The sequence below is a fragment of the Nocardia sp. NPDC004260 genome (assembly GCF_053603155.1).
In genome coordinates this window covers 1-13,356 of the sequence record NZ_JBSGEZ010000115.1, presented here as the reverse complement: position 1 = coordinate 13,356, position 13,356 = coordinate 1, and the positions used below count along the sequence as shown (strand labels likewise).

7 protein-coding genes are annotated in these 13,356 nt (G+C 61.7%); 3 read left to right on the top strand and 4 right to left on the bottom strand.

What is annotated here, in order from left to right; translation table 11 throughout:
• Together ACWEO7_RS35660 and ACWEO7_RS35655 are read left to right on the top strand one after the other, a co-directional pair.
• Nucleotides 1-491, top strand: a 491-nt coding sequence (locus ACWEO7_RS35660; protein WP_452429821.1) for a hypothetical protein, incomplete at its 5' end; no start/stop codon positions are given.
• A 1,695-nt stretch (nt 492-2,186) separates the two neighbouring features.
• Nucleotides 2,187-4,799: an AAA family ATPase gene (locus ACWEO7_RS35655; RefSeq protein ID WP_452429819.1), complete on the top strand. Its 2,613-nt coding sequence runs from the start codon at nt 2,187-2,189 to the stop codon at nt 4,797-4,799.
• 228 nt (nt 4,800-5,027) lie between these two features.
• Here the strand turns inward: ACWEO7_RS35655 and ACWEO7_RS35650 are convergent, their stop codons facing one another.
• Nucleotides 5,028-5,633, bottom strand: coding sequence for a TetR/AcrR family transcriptional regulator (locus ACWEO7_RS35650; RefSeq protein WP_452429817.1), 606 nt, complete (start codon nt 5,631-5,633; stop codon nt 5,028-5,030).
• Nucleotides 5,634-5,675: 42 nt separating this feature from the next.
• Here ACWEO7_RS35650 and ACWEO7_RS35645 point away from each other — a divergent pair, with 42 nt between their 5' ends.
• Entirely contained in the window at nt 5,676-7,109 is a 1,434-nt protein-coding gene (locus ACWEO7_RS35645) for an amidase (protein WP_452429825.1), read from the top strand.
• A 285-nt stretch (nt 7,110-7,394) separates the two neighbouring features.
• Here ACWEO7_RS35645 and ACWEO7_RS35640 read toward each other — a convergent pair whose 3' ends face one another.
• The 3 genes from ACWEO7_RS35640 to ACWEO7_RS35630 all read right to left on the bottom strand — a co-directional run bounded on the left by ACWEO7_RS35640 (nt 7,395) and on the right by ACWEO7_RS35630 (nt 13,187).
• The gene (locus tag ACWEO7_RS35640; protein WP_452429815.1) at nt 7,395-10,790 is read right to left on the bottom strand and encodes a pyruvate carboxylase; all 3,396 of its coding nucleotides are present in this window, start codon (nt 10,788-10,790) and stop codon (nt 7,395-7,397) included.
• A gap of 149 nt (nt 10,791-10,939) precedes the next feature.
• Nucleotides 10,940-11,857: an acyl dehydratase gene (locus ACWEO7_RS35635; protein ID WP_452429823.1), complete on the bottom strand. Its 918-nt coding sequence runs from the start codon at nt 11,855-11,857 to the stop codon at nt 10,940-10,942.
• Nucleotides 11,858-11,948: 91 nt separating this feature from the next.
• The gene (locus ACWEO7_RS35630) at nt 11,949-13,187 is read right to left on the bottom strand and encodes a CoA transferase (RefSeq protein ID WP_452429813.1); all 1,239 of its coding nucleotides are present in this window, start codon (nt 13,185-13,187) and stop codon (nt 11,949-11,951) included.
• Nucleotides 13,188-13,356: the final 169 nt, after the last annotated feature.

Sequence of the window (13,356 nt, the reverse complement as noted above, 5' to 3'; positions counted from 1 at the left end):
CCGGCATGCCGCTGACCTTCCGGGTCGATGAGTTCGAGTTCCCGATCGCAGCCGAGGTCGCCGATCACACCGCGACGTTGACCCCGCAGTTCGACCTGGCGCACGCGGTCTACAAGCCGGTGGCCCTGCCGTTCGAGGACAAGGCGCCGTGGAAGAACGACTACGACCGTGAGCAGGCCGCCTGGACCCGCATGACCAGCACCATCACCATGGGCGCCACGATCGGCACCCTGGTCGGCGGCCTCGGCGGCGGCGCCGTCGGCTGCATCCTGGGTGGCATCGCGGGCGCGACCGTCGCTGCCGCCACCATCGTCGGGCTGTTCGGCCCGTTCATCCCCGCGGCGGCCATCGGCTGCCTCGGCGGCATCGTCGCCGTCGGCGCGCTGGGCACCCTCGCCGGTCAGATCCTGGTCACCGCCCCGGTGGCGCTCGGCGCCGCGATCCAGTACTTCGCCACTGTCAACCAGCCGCCGGTCGCACCGGCCAAGTAGGTAGTGGGGAGGAACCCAACGACGTTCGTTGGGGGACGACAGACCCCGTCCGCCCTCGTGCCGGACGGGGTCACATTTTGCGTGCAGCATAGCGGCGTGATGTGCCGCGCTCGCCGGCAACCGCTCCGACTCCTCTGTGCCATAGGTAGGTAGATCGAGCATCCTGCTAGAAGAAAACTCGTGGTCGCCTGATGTCTGCCACCCCCTTACAGCACCAAGCTAAAGGGACGAGGAGGTGTCTGATGTACCGAAACGAGTATGCACCCGGCGTGGCGCAACCGGACCCTGAGGAACTACGGGGCTGGAGGGTGCCATTGCTGGAGCCTGATCAACTGTTGCAGGCATTCTCAGGCCGACTGCGGAGCGATCTCACGGTAGTCGGCTGGATGCGAGACCTCGCCGATCTGCACGCTGAGCTGATACCGCGCCGGAACGATCCGGCGTTGCGACGAAGAAACTGCGATTGCGAGGAAGTGCGATCAGAGATAGATCGAGTTGTAAATGATATCGACGTGTGGGCAGTGAGAAACGTGCCGAGAATGAAAAGCGCCCGGATGCACACGCACTCCCTAGGTGAAGTATTGAGCCACATTGCCATGGCCTTTGCCAACGCATGGTGGACAGCTTTACATGCAACGGACGTAGAACTGCGGTATCGGGCGTGGTTGCATCTCGCTCAGGTACGCGATGGGTATGCGGAGATGGTGTCCGAGATGCGCGCTCGGCGTCTTCAACTACCACTGGGAGGAAGCCAGATGAGGGCGTGCACCGTTTGACGAAGTGTCATTCAGAAGCGTCTTTTAGACGGCAATGAAAAGTATTGAATCCGAAATTCTATCCGGAAATCGGGTGCGTAGAAAATGGACTCTAAGTTTGAAGAGCGTCTGATCGTAGACTTTCGACGCTGGTCGGAGTTGGTAGATTTTTCCGCCCATGCCGAAAATGAAGTCGAAAGAAAGGGGCCGGCATTGAAAGCGGTCGCGTTGGAGCGGAAGTGGATGGCTGTCGCTGCTGACGCCTGGAATGATATGAGGAACCACGCGTTGAAATAAAGTCCTCGCGCCGAGGTGTTCGATCGGCCGAGAAAGAGCAGGCTGTCGCACCTTATGCGCACCTCATGTGGAAGCGGTGTCGCTCGCCCGCGTCTCGTGGTGACGAACTTCAAATCTCCGTCGTTCGGCAACGGCGCCGAGCGGTTCACAATGAAGTGGCCGAACCTGGAGCGCACCTTACTCGCCGCGCGAAGCGGTCCGACGATCGTGGAATCGAGTCTCAGTCGAGTGGTCAGGAAATGGTGAAAATATTTTGCTCGAGGTGTGGCCGGACACTCCATTCGAAAATGGACCTACATCGTCGCCGGCATATGCACTGCGTCGTGTTGAAAGCAAAGGATAATGCGCAAATGACGTCGGAGGATTGGAAAGCTGTATCCGGCTGGCTCAATCCGCGCGGAAGTTCTCTCACGGGGCAAATGGGGGCGGAATAGTGGGTCGCGATCAGGCGGGGGCTTCGATGCCGATCGCTGCCTGAGCCGCAATCACTCGCTTCGGCCGGCGCGCCCAGCGTCCAGTGCCTGCGCGCCGCCAGCTCTCGCCTCGACGGACTGTAGGTCTAGATCTTGTGTAGGTGAAGCGACAGAGGTGGACGGTGCCATTCAACGGCGAGTGGTTTACACCGCGACTATGCTCTGGTGGTATGTCAGCGCAGCGCCAGGCGCAGACGGGGGATGTACCTGCGGCAACGGATCGCTTCGTTGGCCGGGAGACGGAGTTGGACCGGCTTATCGAGTTGTTGCTGTCATCGGCGCGGTTGATCACTTTGATCGGGCCTGGCGGCATCGGCAAAACGCGACTTGCCACTGAGGCTGTCCGCCGATTCCGTAAGACCCGTCGAACACCGGTTTACTGGGTCCGACTAGCACGTTTGGTCAAGGGATCCGACGCGGACGCCGTCGAAGAGGAAGCTGCGCACGCGGTGGTCGACACCGACTTGTCCGGACGGTCCGCGTGGGATGCACTGGTCGACAGTCTCACGCTGACTGATGATTCTGGGCGGCCACTGCCGTCGATACTCGTGATGGATAACTGTGAGCACGTGCTCGAAGGCGCGGGTCAAGTTGTCGCGGATTTGTTGGAGGCCGTGCCGGGATTGACGATCCTTGCCACCAGTCGTGAAGCCGTCGGTTGGATAGACGAGCACGTGGAACCGGTGCCCGCCCTTCTGCGGCAGCAAGCTGTGGACTTGTTCCGTCAACGGGCGGCTTTGACCGGCAGGCCGGTGATCGACAGAGACGACATCGCCAACGTGGCCTTGATCTGCCGTCACATGCACAACCATCCTTTGTATATCCGCTTAGCTGCGGCGCGGCTATCACGGCAGCCGTTGGCAATGATCATCCAGGAACTCAGTGGTGATGCCACCGACAAACGACTGCGGTGGCACGGGCCCCGCGTGGGGGTAGAACCGCGGCACCGCGGGGTCGGCGATGCCATCGAGTGGTCCTATAACCTTTGTCTGGATCAAGAGAAAGTGCTTCTCGACCGAATGTCGGTGTTCGCTGCCGGGTACGACACCAACCCCTACGATGAATCCAATCCTATCGTGGATGTCGGCGTCGACTTGGAAGCCATCGAGGCCGTCTGCGCGGACGACTCACCCGGCGAAGATGCCATCCCGGCGAGTGGCTCCTCGCCCCACCTGCCGACCGAGGACGTCGGAAGTGTCCTGGAACGCCTAGTCGACCAGTCGCTGGTGACTATCCACATTACGCCGACCACCGTTCGTTACTCGCTCCTAGAGAGTGTTCGCGTCTTCGCCGGGAGGCGTCTGAAAGAACGCTCCACCCGTCAACGCAACGAGTGTGAAATATTCGCGCAGCGCCATCGCCGATACTACCGCGAAAGAATTGCAGCAGCGCAGGTAAACAGATCCAGCCCAGCCGGGAAAGATTTGTTGGACTGGGTCCGGGCGTCATGGGACAATCTTGTCAGGGCGATCGAGACCAGCTTGGCCTCGGGTGAACCGGCAGTCGGCTTGGAGATCGCATCCAGCCTAATTTTTATGCCAATAGTGAAAGGTTCGTTCCGCGAGATGCGCCGATGGACCGAACGCACGCTACAGGCGACCCGGTCGACGGCACCACAGACAACCGAATTACAAATCAAAGCCATGGCTATGCTCGGGTGGCAGGACCTACTACGAGGCAAGAACGACGACGCCGGCCGGATACTCGAAGAGTGCGTGACCGCTTCGATTCCCGACCCACTAGCCCGACACGGGTGGCGAGAGGAGCCAGAAATCGACATCGGACTGCCGGCTCCTGTCGAATTCCTTTGGGCAGCTGAATTAGCAATATCCCGCCGCGACTGCCGAGCGCTCACGGTATTCCTCCGAGCAGGTGAAAAATTCCATGCATCGGGAGACTACGGGGGTGAAGACCGGAGTGAAGATGTCGAGGCGTGGTCTGCTGGATTCGTGGGATCGGCGGAACAAGCTCTGGAGATCACCAGAAAACACCTCGACCGTGCTACCGCATCCGGCGCGAGGTGGGCGAAGGCGTGGGCAGAGATGGCGCGAGCTATCACCCTGACGAAGTACGGTAATCCCACTGAGGCGCTGGACCTCGGGCGTAGCGCGCTACTGTATCATCTGCAGGCGCATGACCACTGGGGTGAGTTGTGGACAGTGCACATACGCATGTGGTCGTTGGCGCAAATTGTGCGGGAGATGGACGCGGCCGGGACCGCTCACCGTAGTGAGCTGCGGGCATTAGCGACCGAAATCGCTCAACTCGCCGGCGGGGCCGCGACTTTGCGAGCGACGTTGGGTTTCGATAGGGGCGATCTTGGCTCCTACGCGGATGAAACGAGCAAGGCGATGGACGTTGCCCGTAGCGTGCTCGGCCATGATCTATTTGCCGCCGGGCAGCGACAAGGATCCCTCCTGCGCCCGGAACTGAGCGAGGTGCAGCAGTTGGCACTGGGAATACTGTCCGTGGACAGGCTTCCGATGCACCATCCCGCCCGGCGGGATACCCCCTCGCACTGGCATGAGCTGTCGGCCGCCGAGCAGGATGTAGCGGCATTGGCGGCGGCAGGCTGGACGAACTCCGCGATAGCTACCCGCCGGGGAAGCTCTGGCAAAACCATCGATGCTCAGATGGCGGCAATTTTCCGTAAATTGGCGATCACGTCGCGCGGCGACATCATCAAACTCGTTCCCGACGACCGGGTCAATGGGATTCGGGCTGAAGCGGCCAAGCTGCGACTCGGAACGACCGAGAAGAGGCCTCGACCGCGGCAGCAGTGAAGATATGAGCGTCGTGCGTCGTCCAAGGGTAAAGTTCAGCTGACCTGCGGTTTCGCCGGTCGCTGTGGGTGAGGGTCGGAAACGTTCGTTACTGACCCATCACGCCCACGGCGGCATGCGGCAGAACAGTGGCTTCGCTGACATCCGTGAGAACTGCGCTGGGTTGCTTGGCGGGGAAGTCCTGGGCGATCGTCTTCGGCCTGAACCGCGATCCCGCTCAACGCTGGGTTATTGCGCTGGCCTGCAGTCCTGCTCGGCCAATGCCGCCCATGCGGCGATCAACAAATCGTAGGCGTCGACGACGATATCGTCGAGGATCCCGTCGGGGGTCAGTAGCTTCTGAACCAGGAGGCCGTCTTCAAGGGCGTGCACTATGAGCGCGAGGAAAGCGGGATCGGCGGGAGGATGCGGTAATTCGTGGGTGATTCCGGTGGCGATGGCGTTGCGGGCGGTGAGTTCGCGTTCGGCCAGACGTGATCGTAGTTGGGGGTTGCGCAGGATGTGGAGTACGAGTTCGAGCCGCAGTGCCAGCCATTCGTCGAGGTGGCGGGCACGGGCGCGATTGAACTCGCGCAACGGTTCCCGGTTGGTGTGGTCGAGTCGGGCGACTTCGTCGAGCTCGTGCTGTGTTCGTCGGGTGAGGAGTTCGAGTGTGAGTTCATGCTTGTCCGCGAAGTTGCCGTAGAAGGCTCCTCGGGAGTATCCGGCGCGTTCGGCTATCTGCTCTACCGAGGTGCCGTTGACACCCCGTTCGGCGAACAACTCCGCGGCGGCGTCGAGCAGCCGGTCCCGGGTCTGCTGTCGGCTCTCCTCGCGGCTGAGACGCTGCTTCATATTCAGTAGTGTATCCGAATACAGCTATGTATATTGCGCCCTGTGGAGCATTTATACGAGGCGACGGCCGTGCAGGTGGCCGCAGCCGTGGCCGCGGGGGAGATCAGCGCGGTCGAGGTAGTCAGAGCACATCTGGCGAGGATCGATGCGGTCAACCCGGCAGTGAACGCGGTAACGAACGTGCTGGCCGAGGGCGCTCTCGATGCCGCACGCGCCATCGACCGGCGGCGCGCGGCGGGCGAAGCGGTGGGTGCGCTGGCCGGCGTCCCGTTCACGGTGAAGGAGAACATCCATGTCGCGGGCTCGGCCACGACGATGGGTGTGCCGGCCATGCGGAACCTGGTGGCCGCCACCGATGCGCCGCCGGTGCGCCGATTGCGCGCGGCTGGGGCGATTCCGATCGGCCGAACCAACCTGCCTGATCTCACGATTGCCGGTTTGCACACAACGAGCACGCTGTACGGCGATACGCGCAACCCATGGGATCCGGATGGTCGGACACCGGGTGGGACGAGTGGTGGCGACGGTGTAGCGGTAGCGACCGGCATGGCGCCGCTGGGGCTGGGCAACGATTCTGGTGGCTCGCTACGCAATCCGGCGACATTCAATGGGATCACCGCACTCAAACCCACCTACGGCCGATTCGCCGCGGACCACCGGATCAGTGGTCGCGAACCGACACTGGCGTCACAGCTGTTCCCGGTCGACGGTCCACTCGCTCGGTCGGTTTCGGATCTACGGCTGGCCTTCGACGTACTCGCCGGTGCCGACGCGCACGATCCCCGGGCCGTTCCCGCACCACCGGACGGTCCGCCGCTGAGCGACCCCGTCACGGTCGGGCTGGTGACAGATCTCGATGGTGACCGAATGCATGCCGACGTGCGCGCCGGATTGGCCGATGCGGCAGACGCCTTGGCCGATGCCGGCTACCGGATCGAAGAAGTGCAGGTACCCGCGCTGGCCGAAGCGCTGGCGGTCTATTCCGGATTGATCAGCACCGAATTCTCTTTGGTCTGGTCCACACTGCAGCCGCTGCTGAGTAAAACCAGTCGCCTGCACATGGAGCTGATGATGCGTCGGCAACCACCATCAGACCTGTCCGGCTACATTCAACTGACCGCCGCGAGGCTGGGTGTGCAGCGCGTGTGGACGCAGTTCCTGGATCGGTATCCGCTACTGCTCGGACCGGTTTACACCGAATTGCCGCCACCACCATCGGTTCCGGTCGACGCGGACGAGCAGCAGCGAATGATGAGCCCGTTGCGCTTGTGCACGGCCACGACCCTGGTAGGAGTTCCAGCAGTAGCTGTTCCGGCTGGTGTGATCGGCGGGCTACCTCAGGGCGTTCAGGTCATCGGCCGGATGTATCGGGAAGACCTGTGCCTGATCGCGGCAAGCGCCATCGAGCAACGCTTGGGGGTGCCTGCCCCGATCAACCCGCGGCGGCCGAACAGTGAAGCCCACACATCGGCCTAGGATGCTCCAGGCTGCTCAGGACAGTCGTTGTTTTCCGCGCGATCACTGCCGGAACCCCTGGTGGCATCCGGACACCTTTCCAAGGTGAGTATCTCGCCTCACTCCTGGTGTCCGGAAGACCGGGCAACCTCGCCGGGCCAATACCTGAGGAGCCGGGACGATCGTTCGAGCAAGCACAGCGTTACGCGGCCCGGTCCACAACGGGGCGAACCGAACCGCCGTGCCGAACCAGGTTTGCGACGCCATCGGGACCGTCCAGTGCGTCGGGCAGGCGTCAGGACCGGTTCATCGGCCATCGACGCTGATAACTGCGATAAGATCACCGCCGTCGACAGCTGCGATCTCGGATACGGCAAGGCGCGCGACGGTTCCGCTTCTGGGGGTGGTGATAGCGGCCTCCATCTTCATCGCTTCGATCGTTGCGATCGTATCTCCCACAGTCACCTGGCTGCCCACAGCTACCAAAACGGTTACCGTCCCCGCAAACGGTGCTGCGATGTGCCCGAGGTCTTCGCTGTCGGCCTTCTCTGCCGCCGGGATTTCGCTGGCGAGGGACCGGTCGAGCACCGACACCGGCCGGAGCTGGCCATTGAGTATGCACATGACGGTACGGAAGCCGCGCTCGTCGGGTTCGGAGATCGCCTGGAGCCCGATGAGCAATTCGACGCCTCTACCAAGCAATACGCGGTGTTCCTCACCCTGGCGCAACCCGTAGAAGAACTGATAGGTGGACAGCTGCGACGTATCGCCGAATCTCTGGCGGTGCTGCTCGAAATCCTCAGTTGGACCTGGAAACAGCAGCCGGTTGAGCGTGGCTTGCCGTTGCTTCGACGAGCCCGACAGTCCCTTCTCGTCTTCCGGGGCGAGCACTGCTTCGGACTTGGCGGTACTCCGACCTGCGAGGGCCTTGGTGCGGAAGGGTTCAGGCCAGCCTCCGGCTGGAGTGCCCAGCTCGCCGCGCAGGAACTCGATGACCGACTCGGGAATGTCGAACCGACCCGGATCGGTCTCGAACTCGGCGGCCGAGACGTTCGATCCCACCAGGTGCAGTGCCAGGTCTCCAACGATTTTCGATGAAGGGGTGACTTTTACCAATCGACCGAGCAGCCGGTCGGCAGCGGCATACATTGCCTCGATTTCTTCGAATCGATCCCCGATTCCGAGAGCGATTGCTTGCTGACGTAGGTTGGAAAGTTGACCGCCGGGAATCTCATGGGTGTAGCCGCGGCCGGTGGGGGCTGGAATGCCGGATTCGAACGACACGTACATCTTCCGGAGCGCCTCCCAGTACGGTTCGAGGTCACATACCGCCTTCAGGTCGATACCGGTATCGAACTTACTGTGGGCGGTGGCGGCGATGATCGCCGACAATGCGGGTTGGCTGGTGGTCCCTGCCAGCGGCGCCGCCGCACCATCGACAGCATCGGCTCCAGCCTGCCACGCGGCCAGATAAGTGGCGAGCTGACCGCCAGGGGTGTCGTGGGTGTGTACGTGCACTGGCAGGTCGAAGTTGCTGCGCAGTGCTGAGACCAATTGAGCGGCAGCGGGGGCACGCAATAGGCCGGCCATGTCTTTGATCGCAAGGACATGTGCGCCGGCCTCGACGATCTCTTCTGCTAGGCGCAGATAGTAGTCAAGTGTGTACAATTTTTCTGCCGGGTCGGTCATATCACCGGTGTATGCGAGGGCGCCTTCGGCGACGGCGGTGCCGGTCGCGAGTACGGCTTCGATCGCCGGACGCATGCGGTCGACATTGTTGAGCGCGTCGAAGATTCGGAAGATGTCGATGCCGACTCCAACGGCCTCCTGGACGAACGCCCGCGTGACGGTCTCTGGGTACGGGGTGTATCCGACGGTATTGCGGCCGCGCAACAGCATCTGCAGGCAGATGTTCGGTACGGCTTCGCGCAGCGCCGCCAGCCGTTCCCACGGGTCTTCGCGCAGGAAGCGCAGGGCGACGTCGTAGGTGGCACCGCCCCATGCCTCGATCGATAACAATTCAGGTGTCAAGCGGGCCACGTAGGGTGCTACAGCCACAAGTTCGGAGGTGCGGACGCGGGTGGCGAGCAGCGATTGGTGCGCATCGCGGAAGGTGGTGTCGGTTACCGCGAGCGCGGTCTGCTCACGCAGTGCCTGCGCGAAGCGCTCCGGCCCCAGTTTCCGAAGCCGATCACGCGAGCCTTGCGGCGGAGCCACTGATAGATCGAGAGATGGCAGCTTGTCTCGCGGATACACGTGAGAAAGACGTTCTCCGTGCGGCTTGTTGACAGTGACGTCGGCCAAGTACTCGAGGATTCTGGTACCGCGGTCCGCCGATCGCTGTGCGGTCAGCAGAGCGGGGCGTTGCTCGATGAACGACGTAGTGAGTTCACCTGCCCGGAAGGCCGGGTCGTCGAGAACGGCTCGCAGAAAGGGAATGTTGGTGCTGACACCACGAATTCGAAACTCCGCGACGGCGCGACGCGCACGGGCGACAGCAGCGTCCAGATCCCGGCCGCGGCAGGTCAGCTTGACCAGCATCGAGTCGAAGTGGGCTCCCACTTCTGCACCAAGGTTGGTGCCACCGTCGAGACGCACCCCTGCGCCACCTGGTGTCCGGTAGGCTGTGATGCGGCCTGTATCCGGGCGGAATGCGTTGGCAGGGTCCTCGGTGGTGATTCGGCATTGCAGAGCAGCGCCGCGGATCTTGACAGTGTCTTGGTCCAGACCGAGGTCTATCAGCGTCGCTCCGGCCGCGATACGCAACTGAGCCTGAACCAGATCGACATCGGTGATCTCCTCGGTGACCGTGTGCTCGACCTGGATGCGAGGGTTCATTTCGATGAAGACGTGGTTCCCACGAGCGTCGAGCAAGAACTCCACGGTCCCGGCGCAGGAGTAACCGATCTGCCGCGCGAACGCGACGGCGTCCGCACAGATCCGGTCACGGAGAGAAGGGTCGAGGTTCGGTGCCGGCGCCAGTTCGATGACCTTCTGGTGTCGGCGCTGCACCGAACAATCCCGCTCGAACAGATGAATCACGTTGCCTTCGTTGTCCGCCAAGATCTGAACCTCGATATGTCGAGGATCGATCACAGCCTGTTCCAAGAAAACAGTCGCGTCACCGAATGCTGACTCGGCCTCCCTCGCGGCCGCTGCAATCGACTCCCGCAGCGCCGACCGTTCCTCGACCCTACGCATCCCTCGGCCGCCACCCCCGGCCACGGCCTTGACGAACACGGGGAACTCCATGTCTTCGGCCGCCGCGACCAACTCGTCGACATTCGAAGACGGCTGCGACGACACCAGCACCGGTAGCCCGGCCGCCTTTGCCGCCGCGATAGCCCGTGCCTTGTTGCCTGTCAGTTCCAGCACCTCAGCGGAAGGGCCGATGAACGTGATCCCTGCCGCTGCGCACGCCGCCGCAAATTCAGGGTTCTCAGACAAGAAGCCGTAGCCCGGATAGATCGCATCGGCGCCTGACCTCTTCGCGACCGAGACGATCTCATCGATCGACAGATATGCCCGTACAGGATGCCCCTGCGCACCGATCTGATAGCTCTCATCGGCTTTCAACCGGTGAATCGAGTTACGGTCCTCGTACGGAAAGATCGCCACAGTTGCGGCACCTAATTCGTACGCGGCGCGAAACCCTCGGATCGCGATTTCGCCGCGGTTGGCAACCAGAACTTTGGAAAACATTCGAGACCCCTTCGCCACAGTTCTCGGCCAGTGATTGAGAACCGGTGGAAATATTTGAGTAGCTGTTTCGCCGGTAGGGTGCAATCGAGCGCACTCAAGGCCGGAAGTGGTGCTGTTATCGAATCGAGCACTGCGGCGCGGCGGACATGCTATTTCGTCAGTGCTGGAAGCAAGGCTGTCCACACCCAGTTCAAGACTTCTGTCGACGTACCCGAGCGCATCGCGAACCCCTGCGAGTTGATCCGCGCCATGACCCATCCGTCCCGCGATTGGAGTGAGTGGACCTCGTGGCTGCTCGTGATGGTGTCGCCTTCGTATACGGGTGCTATGTGGTCGCAGCGCTCCCAGGAGAGGACTGTTGCGATATCAGGTAGGACACGCGTCGCCTGAGACAACACGATTCCCACGGTGTGACCGCCGTACACCAAGCGACGGCCACCGCCTACCCGTTCATCATGATGCGCGGCAGCGACGTTGAGGGTCAGCCTGGCGAGTTCCGGTGCGCTGGTAACGACATCGCCTGCGTGAACATTCAGCACCGATCCAGGGGCCAACCCGGCCAGCCGCCCCGGCGCGACTATGTCCGGTTGTTCGATACTCCATCTTTTGTACGGGTCAAGATGAACGTTTGCGGGCGTGGGGGATACGTCGCGTGGGCCTTCTTCTCTGATCGTGTCACTTCGGCGCGGAAGCATGGCGCACCGGTGGTAGGACAAGACAGGGTCATTTCGCTGGTCGACTGTGTCGATTCGGAGTAGCGCCATGCCGGTGGGTGCGCGATTCGGCCTCGGGGTGTTCGAATGCAGGCCGACCACGGTTGTAGTGGTTCTCAGGGTATCGCCGATGCGGGGAACCGTGTGAAACGATAGACCTCGGTAGAACAGATTTGCCTTGACCTTTTGGGTGAAGAGGGTCGACTGGCCGATCGAGACATCCCAGACCAGTGCCGGGTGAGCGATTCGCGATCCGCCTGTGACACGCAGAGCGAATTCTTCGTCGAGCGCAAGCCTCAAGCGGTCGCCGACTATGGCTTGGTGATGCGCCGCGGTGCCATCGGTAAGCGTCATTCCAATAGTTGGGGGAGAAGTGTCGCCTATTTGAAGGTCGTCGAAGCTCGGCCCTTCCGCAAATGTGAACAGATCTGTGAGTGAGCGGTTTTCAGAAGGGTGTGCCACCGATTACTCCTTTTTGTTCGAGTTCACAGAGTTCACGGTCGCTGAGTCCCACGAGAGTGGTGAGTATCTCTCGGTTGTGGGCACCGAGTTCGGGTGCTCGATCGGCCGCGCGGGGCATGTCATTGAAGCGTATAGGGGACCCAGGCGCGAGGTGAGCCGGAATCCCGGGCTGGGTCAGCATCGACATCATGGGGTTGTTCCACACATCGGTCGATGCGGGATCAACGACTTCGTCGAAGGAGCGGTATCGCGCCCACAACAATGATGTCGGCCGCAACGCGGCTTCCACGTCCTGTGTCGTCTGGTTTCCGAACCACACCTGAAAAAGTCCGGCAAGCATCTCACGATAGGTGTACCTGTCGTCCTCCCGGGTGAAATCCACTCCCAGAGAATTTTCGAGTCCAGTAACCGCGTTTGCTTGCGACGTTACGCCGACCAACTCGTTCCAATGCCGCTTGGTGAGTGCGACGATCATCACTTTGTGCCCGTCGCGGGTGATGAAGTCGCGAGCGAATCCACCGTATAAATGGTTGCCTATCCTGGGTCGGCTCGATCCGTTGACCTGAGCTTCGCTCAGAAAACCGAGATTGCCAGCTGTCGCGAGCGCTACATCTTCCAGCGCAATCCGGACATCGGCACCTTGTCCTGTTGTTCGCCGGTTCAGGACGGCGGTCGTAATAGCGAGTGAGCAATAGATTCCACAAGTCACATCCCAGGCTGGAAGCACATGGTTGATCGGATCTGCGAACCCCTCCGGTCCAGTGACGGAAGGAAATCCCACCGCCGCGTTGACTGTGTAGTCGACAGCAGCCTGTCCCTTCCAGTTTCCCTCGACGCGAACTACGATCACGTCCTCTCGGACGGCGCGAAGCTGTTCGTCGTCGAGCCATGAGCGGCCTACGGTGTTCGTGAGCAATATGCCAGACGACGGCCCGCCGATGCGGAGTAGAGATCGAACAATCTCTCGCCCGGATTCGGAGTGCGTATCGACGGTGAGCGACTTCTTGCCTTTGTTGAGTCCACACCAGTAAAGACTTCGGCCATCGGCCGTGCGGGGCCAGCGATCCTTGTCCGGGCCCCCGCCCACAGGGTCGACGCGGATGACTTCGGCTCCGAGTTGAGCGAGTGTCATTCCTCCGAGGGGAGCGGCGACGAAGCTGGACAACTCGACGACTCTCAACCCCGCAAGGGGGCGACGGACGTTCGTCTGGATTTCAACCATCGTTGACCTCCGAGTTGTCGCGTTCACAATGGATCTCGTCGAGGATCTCGATTGCGATGGATGTCGTACGTGCACCTAAGGGTTGTCCCGTAAGTTGTTGAGCGGCAGTCGGTATCGTGTTCGCGTGGCGGTGATCTCGGCGGTCGATCCGGTGATGGTGGAGTTGTTC